A 22,260-nucleotide genomic window follows, 5' to 3' on the forward strand; every position below is an offset into this window, starting at 1 on the left:
GAAAATTCATGGATTTGCGTCCCGCTCAGACTTTGCCGCTGCGCGCTCGAAATAGTAATGAGTGCGAGAACCCGGCTGCAACTGAGCCAGAACGTCGAACGGCACCTGCACTGGACGCAGACTGCGCCGTATGCCCAGGCCTGGGCTGTGAAGCAGCTCGATCGTGTGAATACCAGCGCCCGGCATGTCCGTGGCGTGTATCCTGACCACCGGCTTCAAGGGATGGGCGGGATCGACCTTGACCACCAGGCCATAGCGCCCGTCCAGCAGCTGGATCAGGCAGCCAGGGGGATAGACGCCCATCATGCGAATGAAGGTGGTAAGAATGCCTGGGTCGAAACGATTGTTCTGCCGTGCATAAAGCTCGGACACCGCCTCATGGGGCGTCAGAGGCTGGTTTCCAAAGAGTGGGTTGCACAACCGCTCATAGGTATTGACCAGAGCGAGAATCTGCCCGCTGCGTCCAATCTCATCACCCATCAATTCCAGAGGGTGACCGCTGCCATCGGCAGCCTCGTGGTGCTGGGCAATGGAGATGAGCACATCGCTGGACAAGCCCATCTGCTGCCCCAGCGCGACCGATTCACCCACATGGGCGCGGTAGCGTTGCAACTCGACGGCGCTCAAAGGGGCGCCAGGCTCAGCGATGTGCATCGGCATGGTGATCTTGCCGACATCGTGCAGCAGCGCCGCCAAACCCAACTCCTGCAGCACCGAGCCATGCATTCCCAGCGCGCGCCCCAACAGCAACGCCAACACCAGGACATTGACTGCATGGGCCGCGGAACCTTCGACGTGACTGCCGGACAGTAGGCAGATGACGTGGCACTCCGCCTCGGCCAGCTCGTCGATGCAGGCGTTGACCAGGCCTTCGGCAGCCTGTCGAGCCCGGGCCGGTTGACGTACCACCTGGATCGTCACCTGTTCGTATGCTGCTGATGCCAGCTGGTATTTGACTTCAAAGGCGGGCAGACCTGCCGCGTCATTGCCAGCAGCAGCATCCTGGCCGGATTCGGCAAGACTTGACTGCCCACAGGAAAGGGCGTCGCCACCATCGGCAACCTCTCCCGAAGACTGCAACTCTTCCTCGTGGAGGGAGCTTCTGGCCGGCAGGTAATGCAGCGTTACCAAACCCAGCTCACGCAGAAGGTCGATCTGCTCGACCGAGGTGATACGGAAACTGCCAGTCGGGAAGGGATGTTGCAGCCAGCCCAAGGGCAGCTGGATGAACATGCCTATCCGCAGCTCGTCAACCTTGATCGGGATAGAAGAATTCACAGGAGCAGGAAAAGGGTTGGGCCATGCAAGCAAAAAATCGATCGCGCCTGATTATCACCATGCTTGCCACCACGCCAGAGCTTGTGCGCAGGCCAGCGTTGACTATCTGCAGGAAGTCAAGCCATTTCAAACAACACACCAGGGAGCCGGCTGCCCGTGGACGAGGTTCATCCACAGCGCCCAGCCGCCCAGCACGCACAGCACCAGCCCTGCCAGGCGTGCGCCCCATTCCTGGGCATTTCCGGGCAGCCCGGAGCGCAGCCGCAGCCAGACCCACGGGCCAGCCACCAGCCATAGCCCGCTTCCCAGGCCGAACAGCACCATGCACAGCGCACCGGCGAGCAGGCCGCCGCTCAAGGCTGCTGTCATCAAGGCCGTGTACAGCAGGCCGCAGGGCAGCAAGGCCCAGGCCATCCCGGCAAGCAGCAGACCTCCAGGCCGCGCAACCACAGGCTGGGTAACACGCCACAGGCGTCTTCCAGCTGCCTCGATCCAGGCCGGCTGGCGTGCCTGAGCCAACATGGCCAAGCCCCAACCCATGACGGCCACATGGGTCAGTGTCCATAGAGGGCGTAGCGCCATGCTGTGCCCACTCAACCAGGCCAGCCTGTCCATGGCGTAGGCAGCAAGCGCCCCAGCCATGCCGTAGCCGATCAGGCGCCCTACATGAAAGATGACAGTACGGCGCAGCACCACACCTGCCAAGGCTGCCGAACCGTGCGGTTGCCATTGCACTGCCTGCTCGCCGGGAGCCAGCCCGGCCTTTCGCTGCCCGGCTCCGGTCAATGCTCCGCAGGGAGCGGCGCACATCGTCAGGCAATGCGTGCCGCCGGCCAGTCCCATGAAAAATACCGTGGATGCCAACGCCCAGAACATGGATCAGATGATTCGCGAAAACCGGGCGCGGTTCAGATTGGCTTGCAGGTATCTGTCGAACACCATGGCCACGGCACGCACGAAGTACCAGCCCATCGGCGTGACCGTGACACCCTCGTCATTGAGGGTCACCAGGCCCTGCTCGGCCATACCCTGCAGCTGCTGCAGTTCGGAATCGAAGTAGCTGCGGAAATCGATCAGCCAGGATTGCTCCAGCGGCTCGAACAGCAGCTTGCCCTGGCACATCAGCGCCATGATGGCCGCGCGGCGTACCAGATCATCACGGCTGAGCGCCAAGCCCCGGGCGATGGGCAGATGTCCCCGGTTGATGGCATCGTAATATTCATCCAGCGTCTTGACGTTCTGGCTGTAGGTCGCGCCCACCCGGCCAATGGCCGAGACACCCAGAGCAATGAGATCGCAATCGGGCTGTGTGCTGTAGCCCTGGAAATTGCGATGCAGCCGCCCCTGCCGCTTGGCGACAGCCAGCGCATCCTCGGGAAGTGCAAAGTGATCCATACCTATATAGGTATAGCCGACCTCATTGAAGATATCCAGCCCCAGCGCCAGCATGGTCAGCTTAGCCGAAGCCATGGGCAACTCGGCCGTCACGATGCGGCGCTGTGGCTTGAAGCGCTCTGGCAGATGGGCATAGGCATACATGGCGATCCGGTCGGGACGCAACTGCGCCACCTGCCTGAGTGTGCGCTCAAAGGACTCCGGCGTCTGCCGGGGCAGGCCGTAGATCAAGTCCACGTTGATGGATTCGAAGCCCAGGCGACGCGCACTCTCCACCAGCGCGAACACTTTTTCCGCCGGCTGGATGCGATGCACGGCCTTTTGCACTTCGGGATCGAAATCCTGCACCCCGAAGCTCAGGCGGTTAAAGCCCAACTCAGCCAGCAGGGCCAGACGCTGCTCGTCCACGGTGCGCGGATCGACCTCGATGGAGTATTCCCCGCCAGGCACCAGCGTGAAGCTGCGCTTGATCATGGACATTAATTCGCGCAGACCATCGTCGGACAGGAAGGTCGGCGTGCCGCCACCCAGGTGCAACTGGCTAATCTGCTGCCCGACACCGCAATGCGCGGTGTGCAGATCGATCTCGCGACTGAGGTAGCGCAGGTAGACGTCGGCGCGCTCCGGATGGCGTGTGATGATCTTGTTGCACGCGCAGTAGTAGCACAGCGACTCGCAGAACGGAATGTGTACGTACAGGGAGAGCGGCAGAGCCTTGCCTACCGAGCCGACCCGGCGCTGCTGCAGCGCAATGACGTACTCATCCTCGCCGAACGCCTCGACGAACCGGTCAGCCGTCGGATAGGAGGTGTAGCGGGGGCCGGAGACGTCAAAGCGGCGCAGCAGCTCGGGGGTGACAACAGTCATGATGAGAATTCCTTGCGTAATTTGTCACTGTGCCCCAGGGGTACCCTATGGTCTTGATTATGATCAAGCCCACACCATGTCGGAAAAATGACAATCCCGGGCTCCGACACTTATCCTGCCCGGGGTCAATGACGAGGCAGCGCACGTTCGGAGGTAAGCTCACGCCATGAAAAGGGAAAACACGCCGCCCCAGCTCCAGGCCATCAAGGTGGCCTGCTCCAACTGCAACCTGCGTGAACTGTGCATGCCGGTCGGTCTCGAAGAGCACCAGCTCAAGCGCATCGACGATGTGGTTGCCATGCGTCGCAAGGTCAAGCGTGGCGGCACCCTGTTTCGTAACGGAGAGGCGTTCACCTCCCTGTTTGCGATCCGCACGGGATTTTTCAAGACCTGCGTGGCCACGGAGGATGGGCGCGATCAGGTCACCGGTTTTCAGATGGCCGGCGAGATCATCGGTCTGGACGGAATCGTCAACGATCATCACACCTGCGATGCCGTGGCACTGGAGGATGCGGAAGTTTGCGTCATGCCCTTTGACCGCATCGAAGAGCTGTCGCGCGAGGTGACGGCACTGCAGACGCATGTCCACAAGATCATGAGCCGTGAAATCGTGCGCGAGCATGGCGTCATGCTGCTGCTGGGCAGCATGAGGGCCGACGAGCGCTTGGCAGCCTTCCTGCTGAACCTGGTGCAGCGTCTGCACGCACGCGGTTTCTCCCAATCCGAATTGATCCTGCGCATGACCCGCGAGGAAATCGGCAGCTACCTCGGGCTGAAGCTGGAAACCGTCAGCCGCACCTTCTCGAAATTCGTCGAGGATGGCATCGTCGAGGTCAAGCAGCGCCATGTCCGCATCGTGGACACGGCAGCACTCAGGCGCATCGTGAACAGTCAACAGGCCTGTCACTGACACGACCCTGCAAGCGCTCCTCAACCCGGGCTTGAAAACGAAAAAGGCAATGTGCTGCGGCACATTGCCTTTTTCCTTGCGCCCGCGATCTGCCTCTGGCCTGCACGACGGGCAAGCCGAAGGCCGCAGATCAGCAGATCAGCAGATCAGTTCATAGGCGTCTTCTTGCCATCCGGATAGTGGTAGAGAGTGATGGCCGGGTTCTTCATCTCTCCATTGGATTCAAAGGCGATATTGGCCGTCACGCCCTTGTAGTTCGACTTGAGCAGTTCGGGGATATAGACCTTGGGATCCCAGGAGCCGGCACGCTTCATGGCATCAGCCAAAAGCATGGTGGCGTCATAGGTATAAGGGCTGTAGATCTGGTATTGATTGGGATATTTGGCGTCGTATTTGGCTTTCCACGCCATGCCGCCAGGCATCTTGGCCAGAGAAGCCCCCCCTCGGCACACACCATATTGCTCAGGGTCTTGGCGCCAGCCGTCAATTTGGCGATCTCGGTCGTACACAGTCCATCACCGCCAAAGAATTTGACATTGCTCATGCCCAACTGCTCCATCTGACGCAGCATGGGGCCAGCCTGCGGATCCATGCCACCGTAGAAGATGGCATCGGGATTCTTGGACTTGATGGCTGTCAGGATGGCCATGAAGTCGGTGGCCTTGTCGGTGGTGAACTGCTCATCCACGACCTTGATGCCCTTTTCTGCAGCCACCTTCTTGAACACGCTGGCCAGGCCCTGGCCATAGGCCGTGCGGTCATCGACGACGGCCACTGTCTTGAGCTTGAGCGTCTCGGAAGCATAGGCCGCCAGACCCGCGCCCAATGCGTTGTCATTGGCAATGATGCGGAACGTGGTCTTGTAGCCCGGCTTGGACAAGTTGGGGTTGGTGGCAGCGCCAGTAACGTGCGGGATGCCGCAGTCGTTGTAGACCTTGGCTGCAGGGATGGTCGTGCCCGAGTTCAAGTGGCCCACAACACCGGCTGCCTTGGCGTCGCACAGCTTTTGCGCGGCAGCAGTACCTTGCTTGGGATCGGCTGCGTCGTCTTCGGCCAGCAGTTCGAACTTCACCTTCTTGCCGCCAATGGTGAAGCCTTGGGCATTGAGTTCCTCCACGGCCATGCGGGCGCCGTTTTCGTTGTCCTTGCCGTAGTGCGCCTGCGGCCCCGACAGAGGGGCAACGTGACCGATCTTCACCACCTCCTGGGCGGAAGTCACAGCGGCAGCGGCTGCGATGGCAGCGGCCACGGTCAGTTTCAACTTCAATTGCATATATGTCTCCAAAGAGTGCGCTGGAAATATTGTGTGGTCACAACGCGCTGGAACATAGCGCAATTCAACCCAGCCAACACTAGGGAACACACGAAATTCATATCGATACCACACAGGGATATTCCCTGCCATCGATTCACGGCTTGTGGCGTTCTCCAGCCAATTCCTGTGCTACGGCTTCATAGACCGACTGACGCACCACGGTTTCGACTTCTTCGCGCAGACGTGGCACCAGCGAGCGCGTCTGCTCCAGGGTCACCCGGGCGATGGCCTCGCGCAGGCGCTCTTCAAGGGCCAGATCGATGCGTTGCATGACACGATGCACCACATATTCCTCGAAATCCTCGGGCAAGGGCGATCTGCCGACAGGAGTCGGCACCACAGCGGGAGGCGCAGCGTCGGCTGGCGTCGGAGGAGCTGGGGCAGCTTCCGGCACCACCTCGGTCAAGGTCGGAATGAAATGCGCAGGAATGTGTCCGGGAGTCGTCATCGTCGGCCCATCCCCGCTGCCGCATCATGGCGGGAGATCGCATGTCCAGCATCGGCATACTGCTTCCAGCGAAGACGCGCCTGGACGCGATCGCCCTCCTCCAGGCTCACTACCTCGACAACCCGCTGAAACTGCTCGAAACCGGTCGGCAATTGCGCTCCCAGATTGAGCAGAACGCCCTCTGGCAAGCCAAGACGCGGATCGGCACACAGAATGATCCGCGATGCCGCCAGCAGTGCCGCGTGCGCCTGTGGAGCACGGCAATGGGCCACGAAGTCCGACGGCGCCAGGCTCCACAATCGGTCATCGAGTTCGGCCAGCTCCCCTTCGCTGGCTGTGATGGTGAGCTTCACCTCGCGTCTGAACGCCTGATGGGCCAGTCGGCTGGCATAGGCCAGCCGGTCTGGCACGTTGAAATGAAACACGATGTCCGTCATGCGGATCTGGCCCGACGCGGGCGCGCCCTTCAGCCCTTGGCAGCGCGGCGGCGTGCGGCTGCTGTCTGCTGGCCAGAGTCCGCAGACCCGGCAGCGCGCTCTGCCAGCCAGCGCAGCAGCAACCCGACCGGACGCCCGGTGGCGCCCTTGGCTGTGCCGCTCTTCCAGGCCGTACCGGCAATGTCCAGATGTGCCCAGGGCGTATTGCCGACGAAGCGCTGCAGGAATTTGGCCGCCGTCACCGCTCCGGCAGGCCGCCCGCCCACATTGGCGACATCGGCAAAATTACTCTTGAGCCCCTCGCCATACTCATCGTCCAGCGGCATACGCCAGCAGGGGTCGAGCGCTGCATCGCCAGCACCCAGCAATTGCGCAGCCAGCTCGTCGCTGGTACTGAACAGGCCGCTGCGCAGGCCGCCCAGGGCAATCACGCAAGCTCCCGTCAGGGTGGCGATGTCCACGATGGCAACGGGCTTGAATCGTGCGGCATAGGTCAGGGCATCGCACAGCACCAGGCGGCCTTCGGCATCGGTGTTGAGCACTTCGATAGTCTGGCCGCTCATGCTGGTGACCACATCGCCGGGCTTGAGCGCCCGGCCATCGGGCATGTTTTCGCAGGCCGGGATCAGGCCGATCACATTGATGGCCGGCTTGAGCTCGGCCAGTGCGCGAAACACCCCCAGCACGCTGGCCGCGCCGCCCATGTCGAACTTCATCTCGTCCATCTCGGGCGCCGGCTTGAGCGAGATGCCGCCGGTGTCGAAGGTGATGCCCTTGCCCACCAGCACCACCGGTGCCTGACCCTTGGCTGCGCCCTGGTATTGCAGCTCGATGAAGCGCAGCGGCTCGACCGAGCCCTGGGCCACGGCCATGAAGGCTCCCATGCCCAGCTTGGCGACCTCCTCGGGGCCGCGCACCGTGCAGCGGATGGCCTTGTCCTTGGACAGCGACTTGGCCGCTTCACCCAGCAGAGTCGGCGTGGCATGGTTGGCCGGGCGATTGGCCCATTCGCGGGCAAACTCGACCCCGGCAGCCACAGCCCGGGCAGCATCGAACTCGGCCTGCACGCCAGCGGCGCTGGGCACACCCAGCAGGCAGGACTCTGGCCCGCTCTCCTCGACCTTGGATTTGGTGGCCGCATAGACATAGGCTGCATCGGCAGCCGAGCGCAGCGCCGCCGCTACGGCTCCGGCGGCTGGTGCGGCGGCGAACGCCAGGACGGCGCGCTGCACGCCGGGCGACTTCAGGGCCGGGGCCAATGCCAGCACAGCCTTGCGCACATCGCCAGGCGAGCCATCGCCGCATGACACCAGCACCAGGTGCCGGGCCGCCACGCCCGGGCTGGCATACAGGCGCAGCAGCTTGCCCGGCTTGTCCTGCAGGTCACCCGCCTGCAAGGCCTGGGCAGCCAGCGTGCCGATGGCGCCGTCCTGTCCGGCGAAGTCCTGGGGATAAGCACGGCCAGCAGATCGCACTTGTGGCGTGCAGCGGCGGACAGCGAAAGCGTCTTGAGTTCGAAGTTCATAATCGACCGATGTTATTCGATTCGTCCATCCGCAAGGAGCTGGCCCGCTCGTTCGGCGCGACGCTGGTGGTCTTGATCACCGTCGTCATGACCATGATGCTGATCCGCACGCTGGGCCAGGCCTCAAAGGGCAGCGTGGCACCTACCGATGTGCTGCTGGTCATGGGCTTTACCGTTTTGGGCCAGTTGCCCACCATCCTGAGCCTGAGCCTGTTCGTGGCCGTCGTCAGCGTGCTCTCGCGCATGTACCGCGACAGCGAGATGGTCATCTGGTTTGCTGCCGGTCGGGGCCTAGCCAACCTGCTCGAGCCGCTGCTGCGCTTTGCCTGGCCGGTGGTGCTGGTCGTAGGTGCGCTGTCGCTGGTGGCCTGGCCCTGGGCCAACCAGCAGATCCAGGATCTGAAGACACGCTACGAGCAGCGCTCGGACATCGACCGCATCGCTCCCGGCCAGTTCCAGGAATCGGCAGGCGGCACGCGGGTGTTTTTCATCGACAAGGACACGCCGGACGCGCTCTCGGCCAGCAATGTCTTCATTGCCACCAGCGATGCCAGCCGCGAGACCGTGACCTCGGCTCAAGGGGCACGCCTGCAAGTCATCGATGGCGAACGCGTGGTCATCCTCAGCCAGGGGCAGCGCCTGGAGACGCTGCGCGAGCAGCCGCGCCTGCGCCTGAGCGAATTCATGGAGTACGGCACGCGCATCGGTGCCGCCTCCGGCAGCGGCGCCGAGGAGGGCGCCATCAAGGCGCGCGACACACGGCAACTGCTGGCCGATCCGCTGCCCGCCTACCGCGCCGAACTCGCCTGGCGTGCCGGTCTGGTGCTGGCGGTGCTGAACTTCGTGGTGCTGGGCGCTGCCCTGGCTGCCGCCAATCCGCGCGCCGGGCGCAGCGCCAGCATGTTGCTGGCCCTGTTCACCTTCTTGGTCTATTACAACCTGATGACTGTCGGGCAAAGCTGGATCGCCAGCGAGCGCACCACCCTGCCCACCTTCATGATCGGGCTGCACGGCGGCACGCTGGCGCTGGGCCTGCTGCTGCTGGCCGCACGGCACAACCAGTGGTCGCTGCGCGCGCTGCTGCCTCGCAGGGAGGCGGCGGCGTGAAAGTCCTACGTCGCTTCATCTATCGAGAGATCGCTCTGAGCGTCGGCTTCGTGACGCTGGCTTTCCTAGGCCTGTTCTTCTTCTTCGACCTGGTCGATGAACTGCGCTGGGTGGGGCGCGGCGCGGGCGGATACCAACTGACGCAGGCACTTCTGTATGTCGCCCTCAGCCTGCCCCAGCACCTGTACGAACTGCTACCCATCACGGTATTGATCGGCACCATCTTCGTCATGGCACGGCTGGCACAGAGCTCGGAATTCACCATCATGCGTACCAGCGGACTGGGGCCGGGGCGGGCGCTGTCCACGCTGCTGCTGCTGGGCAGCAGCTTTGTGGCACTGACGTTCCTGATTGGCGACTACGTGGCGCCGACCAGCGAGCGGGCGGCACAGCTGGTGGGTGTGCGCCACCTCGGCCAGCTCAGCACCGGCGCCACCGGCGCCTGGCTCAAGGAGCGCCGGGGCAGCCACTCGCGCGCCATCAACGTGCGCGGCCTGGGCACGGATGGACAGATGCTGGGCGTCCGCGCGTTCGAGTTCGACGAACGCGGCCGCGTGGCTGCCACAGTGACTGCCGAGCGCGGCGAGTTCGACGCTAGCGGCGAGGCTTGGCGGCTGCACCAGGTGCAGCGCAGCCTGTTCCAGCGCAGCAAGGGCGACGAGCTGCAGGTGCAGCGCACCAGCGAGGCTGAACTGCTGTGGCCCACCAGCATCAGCCCGAGCATGGTGGCCGCCGCCGTGCTCAAGCCAGACAAGATGCCGGCCATCGAATTGTTTCGCTACGTGCGCCACCTGAAGGCCAACGGCCAAGCCGCTCAACGTTACGAAATCGAGTTCTGGCGCAAGGTGTTCTATCCACTGAGTTGCCTGGTCATGGTGGTGCTGTCGCTGCCTTTTGCCTATCTGCACTTTCGCTCTGGCGGCATTGCCGGCTACGTTTTTGCCGGGGTCATGGCTGGCATCAGCTTCTTCTTGCTCAACAACCTGTTCGGCTTCGTCGGCAATCTGCGCAACTGGTCGCCCTGGATCACCGCTGCCGCTCCAGGGCTGATCTACACGGCAGTGTCACTGGCAGCTTTCGGCTGGCTGGTGCATCGGCGCTGAGGCCTGTCCTCAGCCAATGCTCTGACGATTGAAAGCAGTTCAACTGATCACTTCCCCAGCCCCGGCGCTGCCACCCCTGCCCCCTGTCTTCCCGCCACTCCATGCCACCACCCAGCGCCCACAGCCACGACAGCGGCTACAAGCAATTGTTCTCGCACCCCCAGATGGTGCGCGACCTGCTGCTGGGCTTCGTGCCCGGGCCGTGGCGCGAGCGAGCGGACTTCTCATCACTGGAGCGCGTCAACGCCAGCTATGTGAGCGAATCCGACCGCCAGCGCCACGACGACATGGTCTGGCGCCTCAAGGTGGGCGAGCAGTGGGTGTGGGTCTATTTGCTGCTGGAGTTCCAAAGCGAGGCGGACGCCTGGATGGCGCTGCGCATGTTGGTCTATGTGGGCCTGCTGTCGCAGCACCTGGTCAAGGAGGGGGAATTGCAGGACGGCAAGCTCCCTGCCATCGTGCCCATCGTGCTGTACAACGGCGCGCCGGCGTGGAAGGCCGCCACCGACGTGGCCGAGTGCTACGCGCCCAGCCTGCCCGGGCTGGAACCCTATCGCCCGCGCCTGCTCTACCACCTGGTCGACGAGGCGCGGCTGAAGCTGCATTCCCTGCAGGGAGTGCGCAACCTGGCCGAGGCGCTGTTTCAACTGGAGCAAAGCCGCACGCCCGAGGACATCATCCGCGTGCTCAAAAGCCTGGGCGAGGTGCTGCAGGGCCAGGAGATGCAACAGCTGCGGCGTACGGTGGACATCTGGGTGCGCAAGCTGCTGCGGCGCAAGGTGCCCAAAGCTAACATCACCGACATTGAGACCATCACCGACCTGTTGGAGGGCCATGCCATGCTGGAGCAGACGATTGAACGCTGGTTTGATGAGGCCACCATGCGCGGCGTGCGCCAGGGCATGGAAAAGGGCATGGAAAAGGGCATGCACAAAGGCCTGGCCCGCGCCATCGCCCTGCAGGTGCAGATGCGCTTTGGCGGCGTGCCGCCCTGGGTCTATGCCCGGCTCCAATCGGCCACGCAAGATGAGCTGATCGGTTGGGCGACAGGTATCCTCACCGCCAATTCGGTGCAGGAGCTGTTTGGTCAGACGGGTGGCGAGCATTCCTGAAGCAGCCGTTCTGCCTGGCGCACTGGCCACTCTCTGAATCCCCCAGACCGCTTCCACCGGGCGGCCTTCTTCATCAAGGCCTCCAGCCCTCTTCCCCTAGCGGAGCCGATCGATGACGCTCCCTGGCAGCGAAACAGACAATATCCATGAGTGAACGCGCCATCATCCTGCTGGCCCACGGCTCGCGCGATCCGCTGTGGCGCCGGCCCATCGAAGCCGTGCAGGCCCGGCTGCAGACGCTACGACCCGGCATTGCCGTGCGCTGCGCCTATCTGGAGCTGTGCCCGCCTTCGCTGGAACAAGTGCTGCAGGAGCTGGCAGATGGCGACTGCACCCGCATCGCCATCGCACCGCTGTTCCTGGGCGCCGGCCGGCATGTGCGCGAAGACCTGCCGCAGACCGTGCGCGCGCTGGCGCAGCAATTTCCGCAGCTGCGCTTGAGCCTGGCCGGGCACATCGGCGAGGACGAGCGCGTGGTGGCGCTGCTGGCGCAAATGGCAGCACAGGCACTGGATAGCCAGGATTTCATAGATGATTGAGGCATAATAATTTAATTCATTATTCTCAACAAGATATGAACCTGCACCAATTTCGCTTCGTCCAGGAGGCCGTGCGCCGCAACCTGAACCTGACCGAAGCCGCCAAGGCGCTGCACACCTCCCAGCCCGGCGTGTCCAAGGCCATCATCGAACTGGAAGACGAGCTGGGCGTGGACATCTTCGCGCGCCACGGCAAGCGCCTCAAGCGCGTGACCGAGCCTGGCCAGCACGTGCTCAAGAGTATCGAGCTGATCATGCGTGAGGTCGGCAACCTCAAGCGCATCGGCGAGCAGTACAGCCAGCAAGACAGCGGCACCCTGTCGATCGCCACCACGCACACCCAGGCACGCTACGTGTTGCCGCTGCCGGTGGCCAAGCTGCGCGAGCAATACCCCAAGGTCAACATCAGCCTGCACCAAGCCACGCCGCACGAGGTGGCGCGCATGGTGCTCGACGAGGTCGCGGAAATCGGCATGGCCACCGAGTCGCTCGCCGCCTACCCCGATCTGGTCACCCTGCCCTGCTACGAGTGGCAGCACGTGCTGGTCATCCCGGTCGCACACCCGCTGGCCAAGAAGGAGCGCGTCGGCCTGGACGACCTGGCGCACGAGCCGCTGATCACCTACCACCCCTCCTTCACTGGCCGGGCCAAGATCGACCAGGCCTTTGCTGCGCGCAAGCTGCAGCCGCGCATCATCCTGGAGGCCATCGACTCGGACGTCATCAAGACCTACGTGCGCCTGGGCCTGGGCATTGGCATCGTGGCCGAGATGGCCATGCGCGACGACCCGCAGGGCGATCTGGCCGTGCGCCCGGTGGGCCACCTGTTCGGCCAGAGCGTGGCGCGCGTGGCCTTCAAGCGCGGCGCCTATTTGCGCAACTTCGTCTATCGCTTTGCCGAACTGCTCAGCGACCGGCTGAACCGCGATCTGGTCGATCGCGCCATGACCGGGCATGTCAACGACTACGAACTATGAACACACCGAGTTTCCCCAGCCGCCTGCCCCAGGTGGGCACGACCATCTTTTCCATCATGTCGCAGCTCGCCGCCGAGCACGGCGCCGTGAACCTGGGCCAGGGCTTTCCAGATTTCGCCTGCGACCCGGCGCTGGTGGATGCCGTGAGCCGCGCCATGCAAGCCGGCCACAACCAATACCCACCCATGCCCGGCATCCCCGCGCTGCGCGCTGCTGTTGCTGCAAAAATAGAAGCACTGCACGCACGCCGGTATTGCGAAAACAGCGAAATCACCATCACCGCCGGGGCCACCCAAGCCATCCTGACGGCCATCCTGGCCTGCGTGCAGCCGGGCGACGAAGTCATCGTGCTGGAACCCTGCTATGACAGCTACGTGCCCAACATCGAGCTGGCCGGCGCCGCCGTGGTGCGCGTGCCGCTCACGCCAGGCAGCTTTGCGCCCGACTTCGAGCGCATCGCCGCCGCCCTGTCGCCACGCACCCGGCTGCTGCTGCTCAACACGCCGCACAACCCCAGCGCCAGCGTCTGGAGCGCCGCGCAGATGCGCCAGCTCGAAGCCCTGCTGGCGCCCACCGACGTGCTGCTCATCAGCGACGAGGTCTATGAGCACATGGTCTTCGATGGCCAGGAGCACCAGAGTGCAGCGCGCTTTGCCGGCTTGGCCGAGCGCGCCTTCATCGTGTCGAGCTTCGGCAAGACCTTCCACGTCACTGGCTGGAAGGTGGGCACCGTAGCTGCACCCGCCGCCCTGATGGCCGAGTTTCGCAAAGTGCATCAGTTCAACGTCTTCACCGTGAACACGCCCATGCAGCACGGCCTGGCCGAATACCTGCAAGACCCCGCGCCCTACCTGGGCCTGCCGGCCTTCTACCAGGCCAAGCGCGACCTGTTTCGCGCCGGCCTGGCCGACTCGCGCCTGAAGCTCCTGCCCAGCAGCGGCAGCTACTTCCAGTGCGTGGACTATTCCGCCGTGAGCAACCTACCCGAGCGCGAGTTCTGCGAATGGCTGATCCGCGAGGTCGGCGTGGCCGGCATCCCGCTGTCGGCCTTCTACGGCGACGGCTTCGAGCAGGGCGTGATGCGCTTTTGCTTTGCCAAGCAGGATGCCACGCTGCACACGGCACTTGCGCGACTGCGCCGGCTGTGAGCATCGATTTTGAGCATCAAATCAGCCTCAAACCCTTGCCAGTCAAGCGATTACAGCTATTGATAAAATAGCAAAACTCACAGCAGCACGATGTCGTACTGCTCCTGCCCCATGCCGCTTTCCGCTTGCAGCGAGATGGGCTTGCCGATGAAGTCCGACAGGCCGGCCAAGTGCTGGTTCTCCTCATCCAGGAACAGCTCGATGACCTTGGGCGAGGCCACCACGCGGAACTCGCGCGGGTTGAACTGGCGCGCCTCCCTCAGCACCTCGCGCAGGATGTCGTAGCACACGCTGCGCGCCGTCTTGACCTCGCCCACGCCGGCGCAGGTCGGGCACGGCTCGCACAGCATGTGCGCCAGCGATTCGCGCGTGCGTTTGCGCGTCATCTCCACCAGGCCGAGCTGCGAGAAGCCGCCCACCATGGTCTTGACCCGATCGCGCGCCAAGTGCTTCCTGAACTCGGCCAGCACGGCCGCGCGGTGCTCCTCGCGCGCCATATCGATGAAGTCGGCAATCACGATGCCGCCCAGGTTGCGCAGGCGCAGCTGGCGGGCAATCGCCCCGGCGGCCTCCAGATTGGTCTTGAAGATGGTGTCGTCAAAGTTGCGCGCGCCCACATAGCCGCCAGTGTTCACGTCGATGGTCGTGAGCGCCTCGGTCTGATCGACGATCAGATAGCCGCCGGACTTGAGATCGACGCGCCGGCCCAGCGCCCGGCCAATCTCCTCATCGATGGCGTACAGGTCAAAAATCGGTCGCTCGCCCTTGTACAGCTGCAGCTTGGGCGCCGCCGCCGGCATGAACTCACGCCCGAAACCCAACAGCAGCTCGAACTGCTCGCGCGAGTCAATGCGGATCGACTGCGTGTGCTCGCTGGCCAGGTCGCGCAGCACCCGCTGCAGCAGGTTCAGATCCTGGTGCAGCAGCGAGCCGGCTGGGCGCTCCAGCGCCGCCTGGCGGATGCGGCCCCAGGTCTTGCGCAGGTAGGCGATGTCCTCGGCCAGTTCCTCGTCGCTGGCGTCCTCGCCGTTGGTGCGCAGGATGAAGCCGCCTCCCCCGCCCGATGCCTTGTCGCCCACCAGCACCTGCAGCCGCGCGCGCAGCGCCTCGCGCTCGGCAGACGGGATTTTTTGCGAGATGCCGATGTGGTCGTCCTGCGGCAGGAACACCAGCAGCCGCCCGGCCACGCTGATCTGGGTCGAAAGACGTGCGCCCTTGCTGCCGATCGGATCCTTGATGACCTGCACCATGAGCGGCTGGCCCTCGAAGACCTGGCGCTCAATCGGCACGGGCGGCTCGCCCTTGCGCGCGAACATGGGCGCCTCGCCGCCCTCCTGGCGATGCCACACGTCGCCGACGTGCAAAAAGGCCGCGCGCTCCAGCCCGATGTCGATGAAGGCCGACTGCATACCCGGCAGCACGCGCGAGACCTTGCCCAGGTACACGTTGCCGACCAAGCCGCGCTCCAGCGTGCGCTCGACGTGCAGCTCCTGCACGGCACCGTTTTCGACCACGGCGACGCGCGTTTCCTGGGGCGACCAGTTGATGAGAATGTCTTGTTGCATGGGACGTTCATGATGCCTGAAAGCTGGTCGGCACAACGGGCCGCGTGGCACCATCGGCAGGGCCATCCTGCCTGCTTGCCTGCCCGTCCAGCCAGAGCCGCCCGCCGCCATGCCCTCCGACACGCCACTGCCGCTCTCACCCTGCGCCCTGCCCACCCTCCCAGCCATGCACCGGCGCACTGCCGTACTGACGCTAGCGGGCAGTTGCCTGATGCCATCCGCCAAGGCTCTGCACGCAGCCCAGGGCGAAGCGCCGGCGCCGTCCCAGGCCGAGGCCGAGGCCGACATCCGCGCCTCCCGCCAGACCTTCGCTGCGCCCACCGATGCAAGCCCCGAGCCACCCGCCTGGGCCAGTGCCGGGCGGGAGTTGTTCATCGCCATCGAGGGTGATGGGCACCTGAGCCTGCTGGACGGCACGCACCTGGCAGTCCTGGCACGCCAGCGCATCCGCCCGCAACTGCTGCCCGCCGTACACCTGGCCCCCGACCGGCGCCATGCTTTCCTGGCCACACGCGATGGCTGGGTCGTGAAATACGACCTGTGGCGCAGCCGGCAGGCAGCGCAGGTGCGCATTGGCCAACGGCTGCAGGGCTTACTGTTGAGCGGCGATGGCCGCTGGCTGCTGGCTGCCAGCGATGCCCCAGGCGCCGTCGCCCTGTTCGACGCCGAGCTGCACCTGGCCCGGCTGCACCGCGCCGCCACGCTGGACGGCAGGCAGACATCGCGCATCGCCGCCCTGCAGCACGCGCCGCTGCGCCGCAGCTTCATCGTCGCGCTGCGCGACATCCCGCAGCTCTGGGAGATCTCCTACGACCCTGGCGCCGCGCCCATCTACGACGGCCTGGTGCATGACTACCGCATGGGCGAGGCCATCGCCCGGCCTGGCCATCTGGGCGTGCGCCGCACCCCGCTGGGCGCGCCGCTGCGGCAATTGCGGCTCGACCCGGCCCAGCGCTACCTGCTGGGTGCCGGCCCGGATTACGCCGGCATGGCCATGCTGCACCTGGACGCGCGAGTGCAGATCAGCCTGACACCCGAGCCTGGCCAGCCCAGCCCGGCCACGGGCGCCTTCTTCACCTGGCAGGGGCGCAGCGCCCTGGCCAGCGCCAATCGCCACGCTGCGCTGCTGCACGTGTTCGACCTGGAAAAGCGCCAGAGCATCCGCTCCCTGGTGCCCGCAGCCGCAGGGACTTTCGTCGCCAGCCACGTGGCGGCGGCCCACCTGTGGACGGATGCTGCCCTGCCCGGCACGCTGGCGCTGTACGACAAGGACACGCTGGAGCCGACCGGCGCACTGGACATCCCGGGCGGCACGCCGACCCAGACGCTGTTCAGCCGCGATGGCCGCCATGCGCTGGTCAGCGTGCAGGGGCAGGAGGCCAATACCGGCGCGCTGCTCATCCACGACACGCAGAGCCTGCGCGAGATCAGGCGCCTGCCCATGCGCGCGCCTTGCAGCGTCCAGCCAGTGCCTTTTGTCAATCCGGTGCTGGCACTGGATCATTGAAATATTTTGATAGCTTTTTCCGCTTTCCCAGCTTGGCTTTGGGCCACTTTTTACCCCAAAACCCTCAGGCCGCCAGCGCCAGCTCCACGCCGCGATTGGCCAGCGCGTCGGCGCGCTCGTTGCCGGGGTCGCCGGCATGGCCGCGCACCCAGTGCCAATCGATGCGGTGCCCGGCGCCATGCGCCAGCTGATCGAGGCGCTGCCACAGCTCGACGTTCTTGACCGGCTGGCCAGCAGCCGTGCGCCAGCCCTTTTTCTTCCAGCCGTGGATCCAGCTCGTGATGCCCTGGCGCACGTACTGGCTGTCCAGGTACAGCTGCACCTGGCAGGGCCGCTTGAGCGCCGACAGCGCCTGGATCACGGCCATCAGCTCCATGCGGTTGTTGGTAGTACCCAGCTCGCCGCCGAACAGCTCCTTTTCCAGCGTGCCCGCGCGCAGCAGCACACCCCAGCCACCCGGCCCCGGATTGCCCTTGCAAGCCCCATCGGTATAGATCACCACCTCGGTCAGAGCAGACAAACCACACCCCTTGAAAACATCGACAACCTCGAAAAATTGAAAAAACCGCTCATCCGGCCCGCCGCTGCGCCACCTGCGCCTGCGCGGCCACCGGCGCCGCTGCCGTGCGCCACGCTGGCTCCAGCAGCCGCGCACCAGCCACGCGCTTGACAGCCACCGTCACATGGCCTGCGCCCAGCACCGGCCACCAGCGCGCGCCCAGGCCGTCCATCCACTCGTACTGCTGCAGCCAGCGCTGGCTGGACACGGCAGGCCGAAAGCAGCCAAAACTCACGCTCTCCAGCTCGAAGCCCAGCAGCTGCAGCCAGTCGCGCAGGCGTCCCGGGGCGATGAATTCGCCGCTTTCGGGCAGATACAGCTGACCGCCCGCGCCCAGGCGCTGGTACAGCCGGGCGCGCTTTTGCCGCAGGCCCCACAGGCTCCAGGGATTGAGGCCGCTGATGACCACCCGGCCCTCGGGCACCAGCACGCGGTGGACTTCGCGCAGCGCGGCGTGCGGCTCCACGCTGAGCTCCAGGGTGTGCGGCATCAGCACCAAGTCCAGACTGGCCTCGGGGAAGGGCAGCATGACCGCTTCGGCCAGCAGCGCCGGTCTGCTACCCTGCAGCCCGCTGTCGCGGCTTTCCTCCTGGCTCAGCGCCAGCCAGCGGTGCGGCATACGGTTGGCGCGCAGGCCCTGCAGGGCCGGCAGACCCAGCTGCAGCGCATGAAAGCCGAACACATCCGCCACCAGCTCGTCATAGCGGGCTTGCTCCCAGTCCAGCAGATAGCGGCCTGGGGCAGACCCGAACCATTGATGCAAACCTATAATTTCGCCGCTCATGAAGTTGCTGCCGCTGCCCGCTTTCGCCGACAACTACATCTGGATGCTGCAAGGCGCGCAAGGCGCCATCGTGGTAGACCCGGGTGATGCTGCGCCTGTGCTGGCAGCGCTGCGCGGCGCAGGGGTGCCGCTGCAGGCAATTTTAGTCACCCACCACCACGGCGATCATGTCGGCGGCGTGACCGAACTGCAGCAGGCCACCGGCGCCCAGGTTCACGCCCCAGCCACCGAGGCCGAGCTGCCGCAGCCCGTCCACCGCGTCGCCGGCGGCCAGAGCATCCAGGCGCTGGGCCTGCATTTCCAGGTCATCGACGTGCCCGGCCACACCGCTGGCCACATCGCCTATTTCTGCGCCGATGCGCCCGGCGGGCCGCTGCTGTTTTGCGGCGACACGCTGTTTTCCGGCGGCTGCGGGCGCATCTTCGAGGGCACGCCGGCGCAGATGCTGGCCTCGCTCGACCGCCTGGCCGCGCTGCCGGATGACACCCGGGTCTGCTGCGCCCACGAATACACCCTGTCCAACCTGAAGTTCGCGCGTGCGGTGGAGCCAGCCAACGCCGAGCTGCTCCAGTACAGCCAGCGCTGCGAGGCCCTGCGCGCGCAGGGCCGGCCCACCCTGCCCGCCGCGCTGGCGCTGGAGCGCCAGATCAACCCCTTTCTGCGCGTGCGCGTGCCCGCCGTGGCCCAGGCCGCACGCCGCTTCGACAGCAGCGTGGACACGGCCTCGCCCGCATCCGTCCTGGCCGCGCTGCGCCAATGGAAAAACGAATTCCGATGAAATTCCTGCACCTGCTGCTGCTGGCCAGCCTGCTGCTGACCGGCTGTGCCACCACCAGCACGCCCGACGCCTCCGCCCCTGCCGACTCCAGCCCCGCCGCCGCCGCGCACCAGCCGCTGTACCCCACCGGGCCGCTGCGCCCGATCACGGCAGGCAGCACCCGGGCGCAGGCCGTCGCCGGCATCGACGCCCCGGCCGACCTGTGGGATCGCATCCGCCGCGGCTTTGCCATGCCCGACCTGGACAGCGAGCTGGTCGCCGACCGCGAGCAGTGGTATGCCAACCGCCCGGACTACATGCAGCGCATGACCGAGCGCTCGCGCAAGTACCTGTTCCACATCGTCGAGGAGCTGGAGCGCCGCGGGATGCCGACCGAGCTGGCGCTGCTGCCCTACATCGAGAGCGCCTTCAACCCGCAGGCCGTCTCCAGCGCCAAGGCCGCCGGCATGTGGCAGTTCATGCCGGCCACGGGGACGTATTTCGACCTCAAGCAAAACGCCTTCCGCGATGACCGGCGCGACGTGCTGGCCTCCACCCGTGCGGCGCTGGACTACCTGCAAAAGCTCCACGGCATGTTCGGCGACTGGCACCTGGCCCTGGCCGCCTACAACTGGGGCGAGGGCAGCGTGGCCCGCGCCATCGCCAAGAACGAGAAACTCGGCCTGGGCACGAGCTACCCGGAGCTTTCCATGCCCGCCGAGACGCGCATGTATGTGCCCAAGCTGCAGGCGGTGAAGAACATCGTGGCCGAGCCAGAGCGCTTCGGCGCCGAGCTGCCGCTGATCCTGAACCACCCCTACTTCCAGAGCGTGGAGATCACACGCGACATCGACGTGGCGCTGGTGGCCAGCCTGGCCGGCATCCGCGAGGAGGACTTCCGCGCGCTCAACCCGTCGCTGCACCGGCCCGTCATCCTGGCTGCCGGAATGCCGCGCATCCTGCTGCCCTGGGACAACGCGCAGGTCTTCCGGCGCAACCTGCAGGCCTACAGCGAAGGCCAGTACGCCAGCTGGACGGTGTGGACAGTGCCCAGCAACATGACCGCAGCCGCCGCCGCCCAGCGCGCCGGCATGAGCGAGGCCGACCTGCGCCAGCTCAACGGCATCCCGCCGCGCATGATGATCAAGGCCGGCTCGGCGCTGATGGTGCCGCGCGCCGCCACCACGCGCCAGGACGTATCCAGCCACCTGGCGGACAACGGCCAGATCGCCTTCACGCCCGAGATCGTCACGCGCCGCACCAGCGTGCGCGCGGCCAAGCGCGGCGAGACCGTGGCCGCCATCGCCCGGCGCTACAAGGTCAGCGCCGCCGACGTGGCCGACTGGAACGATGTCAAGGTGGGCAGCCGCTTCAAGGCGGGCGAGGCCGTGACCATGTATCTGCCGGTGCGCCTGACCGCCACCTCGCTGGCACGCACCAGCCCACGCCAGCCGGTGGCCGCCGCCCCGCGCGGCAAGGTGGCTGCGACCAAGGCCCGCGCGCCGATTGCCCGCACGGCCACCGCCAGCGCCCGCCCGGCAGCCAAGGCACGGGTGCGCTGAAGCGCTCCGGCCATGCCCGGCCCAGTCAGTTCACACAGAACTGCCTGGGCTATTTTTTGATAGCTGTCAGCGCTGTCCCAGCAAGGGTTTCAGCCGTTTTTATCCTCAAACCCGCTCCAGCTTGGCGCGCGCCCTGTGCGCCCAGGTGTTGCTGAAGGTGCGCTCCAGCGCCACGCGGGCTTGCTGGCTGGCCTCGGGCCGCATGCGCTGCACGGCGCGCAGCGCAGTGACCGGGCCGTCGGCGGGCATCAGGCCGTCGGGCGAGAGAGTCTCGCGCACCTTCTCGAAGGCCGCGAGGTAGGCGCCGCGATCACCCAGCAGATAGGCCTTGGGCACGATCTGCGCCAGATCGGCCGGGCTGGCGGTCTGCAGCCAGCGCAGCGCCCGCACCATGGCATTGGCCAGCGCCTGGGCCTGCTCCGGCTGGCTCTGGATGAAAGTCTGCGCGGCAAACAGGCAGCCACCCGGCATGGGGCCGCCATAGACCTGCGCCGTGCCCTTGAGCGAGCGCGTGTCGGCCAGCACCGTGACACGGCTGCGCTGCTCCAGCAGGGTCAGCAGCGGATCGGCATGGCACAGGGCGTGGATGCGGCCCTGGCGCAGGGCGTCCAGCGCCGTCGTGCCGACGCCCACCGGCACGAACTGGGCCGCATCGGCAGGTATGCCGGCACCCTGCAGCCACAGGCGAGCCAGGTAGTGGGTGGACGAGCCCGGCGCAGTAACCCCGATGCGCAGCGTCGCCAGCCGCCCCGGGTCGGCGTCCAGGCGCAGATGGGCCGGCGCCATCAGGGCGATCTGCGGCGCCCGGGCCAGCAGCGCCAGGCTGCGCCAGTCGCGGCCCTGCAGCTGGCCGCGCACCACGTGCTCGTAGGCACCGCAGCACACATCGACCGCACCGCTGGCCAAGGCCTGCACGGCCTGGGCGCCGGCAGAAAAATCCACGATGCGCACCGCCAGCTTTTCCTGGGCGAAGTAGTCCAGCTCCTGCGCCACCAGCAGCGGCAGGTGGTAGAGCGTGCCGCGTGCGCCGACGGCAATGCGTAGCGGCGGCTGGCCGCCTCCCTGGTCTTGTGCGCCCGCTGCAGGCCAGGCAAGGGTGGAGCGGGGCAGTGCAGCCGTGGCCCCCAGACAGGCCAGCTGGCTGAACCACTGGCGACGCGACGAAGCAGAATCGAACATCGAAGGACAGAAGAAAAAGGCACTGCAAAGTTTCATGTTGCAGCGCAGCAATATTGCCTCACCACTGCCCTGAAACCACTCGGGACAACCCTTGCAGCAACTACGTAAGGGAAACCCACAACTTGCCTTCATCCGGTCTGCTGCAAGCGGTATTTTTTGAATGAAAACGTCCGCAAACCCTTGCTG

Annotated in this window: 19 protein-coding genes and 2 pseudogenes; 10 read left to right on the forward strand and 11 right to left on the reverse strand. The window is 65.5% G+C overall.

What is annotated here, in order from left to right; all coding sequences use genetic code 11:
- Positions 1–6: 6 nt before the first annotated feature.
- From IDM45_RS06240 to hemN, 3 genes are all read right to left on the reverse strand, one after another.
- Positions 7–1,278 (reverse strand): HD-GYP domain-containing protein, encoded by a 1,272-nt coding sequence (locus tag IDM45_RS06240; RefSeq protein WP_209422078.1) that lies wholly within the window; start codon positions 1,276–1,278, stop codon positions 7–9.
- A 126-nt stretch (positions 1,279–1,404) separates the two neighbouring features.
- On the reverse strand, positions 1,405–2,154 hold the full coding sequence (locus tag IDM45_RS06245; RefSeq protein WP_209422079.1) for a sulfite exporter TauE/SafE family protein: 750 nt from the start codon (positions 2,152–2,154) through the stop codon (positions 1,405–1,407).
- Between the two features lie 3 nt (positions 2,155–2,157).
- Positions 2,158–3,540, reverse strand: a complete 1,383-nt coding sequence (hemN, locus tag IDM45_RS06250) for an oxygen-independent coproporphyrinogen III oxidase (protein WP_209422080.1) — start codon at positions 3,538–3,540, stop codon at positions 2,158–2,160.
- A 166-nt stretch (positions 3,541–3,706) separates the two neighbouring features.
- Between hemN and fnr the strand changes: the two genes are divergently transcribed.
- Complete coding sequence (fnr, locus tag IDM45_RS06255; protein ID WP_209422081.1) at positions 3,707–4,450, forward strand: fumarate/nitrate reduction transcriptional regulator Fnr; 744 nt, start codon at positions 3,707–3,709, stop codon at positions 4,448–4,450.
- 146 nt (positions 4,451–4,596) lie between these two features.
- On the opposite strand, the pseudogene IDM45_RS06260 reads toward fnr, so the two are convergent.
- The 4 genes and pseudogenes from IDM45_RS06260 to IDM45_RS06275 form a co-directional block, all read right to left on the reverse strand.
- Positions 4,597–5,723, reverse strand: a pseudogene (locus IDM45_RS06260) (branched-chain amino acid ABC transporter substrate-binding protein).
- A gap of 136 nt (positions 5,724–5,859) precedes the next feature.
- The gene (locus tag IDM45_RS17570; protein WP_232654247.1) at positions 5,860–6,036 is read right to left on the reverse strand and encodes a hypothetical protein; all 177 of its coding nucleotides are present in this window, start codon (positions 6,034–6,036) and stop codon (positions 5,860–5,862) included.
- 173 nt (positions 6,037–6,209) lie between these two features.
- On the reverse strand, positions 6,210–6,650 hold the full coding sequence (locus tag IDM45_RS06270) for a DNA polymerase III subunit chi (protein ID WP_209422083.1): 441 nt from the start codon (positions 6,648–6,650) through the stop codon (positions 6,210–6,212).
- Between the two features lie 29 nt (positions 6,651–6,679).
- Positions 6,680–8,175, reverse strand: a pseudogene (locus tag IDM45_RS06275) (leucyl aminopeptidase).
- Positions 8,176–8,184: 9 nt separating this feature from the next.
- Here IDM45_RS06275 and lptF point away from each other — a divergent pair.
- The 6 genes from lptF (at position 8,185) to IDM45_RS06305 (ending at position 14,161) form a co-directional block, all read left to right on the forward strand.
- Positions 8,185–9,282: an LPS export ABC transporter permease LptF gene (lptF, locus tag IDM45_RS06280; RefSeq protein ID WP_209422084.1), complete on the forward strand. Its 1,098-nt coding sequence runs from the start codon at positions 8,185–8,187 to the stop codon at positions 9,280–9,282.
- Positions 9,279–10,385: an LPS export ABC transporter permease LptG gene (lptG, locus tag IDM45_RS06285; protein ID WP_209422085.1), complete on the forward strand. Its 1,107-nt coding sequence runs from the start codon at positions 9,279–9,281 to the stop codon at positions 10,383–10,385. Before lptF ends, lptG begins: the two co-directional genes overlap by 4 nt.
- A gap of 101 nt (positions 10,386–10,486) precedes the next feature.
- Positions 10,487–11,497: an Rpn family recombination-promoting nuclease/putative transposase gene (locus IDM45_RS06290; RefSeq protein ID WP_209422086.1), complete on the forward strand. Its 1,011-nt coding sequence runs from the start codon at positions 10,487–10,489 to the stop codon at positions 11,495–11,497.
- Between the two features lie 146 nt (positions 11,498–11,643).
- Complete coding sequence (locus IDM45_RS06295; RefSeq protein WP_209422087.1) at positions 11,644–12,036, forward strand: sirohydrochlorin chelatase; 393 nt, start codon at positions 11,644–11,646, stop codon at positions 12,034–12,036.
- Between the two features lie 35 nt (positions 12,037–12,071).
- Positions 12,072–13,013, forward strand: a complete 942-nt coding sequence (locus IDM45_RS06300; RefSeq protein ID WP_209422088.1) for a CysB family HTH-type transcriptional regulator — start codon at positions 12,072–12,074, stop codon at positions 13,011–13,013.
- Complete coding sequence (locus tag IDM45_RS06305; RefSeq protein WP_209422089.1) at positions 13,010–14,161, forward strand: pyridoxal phosphate-dependent aminotransferase; 1,152 nt, start codon at positions 13,010–13,012, stop codon at positions 14,159–14,161. Before IDM45_RS06300 ends, IDM45_RS06305 begins: the two co-directional genes overlap by 4 nt.
- Before the next feature lie 77 nt (positions 14,162–14,238).
- Here IDM45_RS06305 and rng read toward each other — a convergent pair whose 3' ends face one another.
- On the reverse strand, positions 14,239–15,726 hold the full coding sequence (gene rng, locus IDM45_RS06310; protein WP_209422090.1) for a ribonuclease G: 1,488 nt from the start codon (positions 15,724–15,726) through the stop codon (positions 14,239–14,241).
- 109 nt (positions 15,727–15,835) lie between these two features.
- On the opposite strand from rng, the gene IDM45_RS06315 reads away from it, so the two are divergent.
- On the forward strand, positions 15,836–17,233 hold the full coding sequence (locus tag IDM45_RS06315; RefSeq protein ID WP_209422091.1) for a cytochrome D1 domain-containing protein: 1,398 nt from the start codon (positions 15,836–15,838) through the stop codon (positions 17,231–17,233).
- A 64-nt stretch (positions 17,234–17,297) separates the two neighbouring features.
- Here the strand turns inward: IDM45_RS06315 and rnhA are convergent, their stop codons facing one another.
- Both rnhA and IDM45_RS06325 read right to left on the reverse strand, forming a co-directional pair.
- Positions 17,298–17,744, reverse strand: coding sequence for a ribonuclease HI (rnhA, locus tag IDM45_RS06320; protein ID WP_209424028.1), 447 nt, complete (start codon positions 17,742–17,744; stop codon positions 17,298–17,300).
- Positions 17,745–17,802: 58 nt separating this feature from the next.
- A complete protein-coding gene (locus IDM45_RS06325; RefSeq protein WP_209422092.1) occupies positions 17,803–18,576 on the reverse strand; it encodes a class I SAM-dependent methyltransferase in 774 nt (257 codons plus the stop codon).
- Here IDM45_RS06325 and gloB point away from each other — a divergent pair.
- Together gloB and IDM45_RS06335 are read left to right on the forward strand one after the other, a co-directional pair.
- Complete coding sequence (gene gloB / locus IDM45_RS06330; protein ID WP_209422093.1) at positions 18,575–19,354, forward strand: hydroxyacylglutathione hydrolase; 780 nt, start codon at positions 18,575–18,577, stop codon at positions 19,352–19,354. The genes IDM45_RS06325 and gloB overlap by 2 nt on opposite strands.
- Positions 19,351–20,895: a transglycosylase SLT domain-containing protein gene (locus IDM45_RS06335; protein WP_209422094.1), complete on the forward strand. Its 1,545-nt coding sequence runs from the start codon at positions 19,351–19,353 to the stop codon at positions 20,893–20,895. Before gloB ends, IDM45_RS06335 begins: the two co-directional genes overlap by 4 nt.
- A gap of 105 nt (positions 20,896–21,000) precedes the next feature.
- On the opposite strand, the gene IDM45_RS06340 is transcribed toward IDM45_RS06335, so the two are convergent.
- Positions 21,001–22,074: an ABC transporter substrate-binding protein gene (locus tag IDM45_RS06340; protein ID WP_209422095.1), complete on the reverse strand. Its 1,074-nt coding sequence runs from the start codon at positions 22,072–22,074 to the stop codon at positions 21,001–21,003.
- Positions 22,075–22,260: the final 186 nt, after the last annotated feature.

The sequence above is a fragment of the Melaminivora jejuensis genome (assembly GCF_017811175.1).
GTDB lineage: Bacteria > Pseudomonadota > Gammaproteobacteria > Burkholderiales > Burkholderiaceae_C > Melaminivora > Melaminivora jejuensis.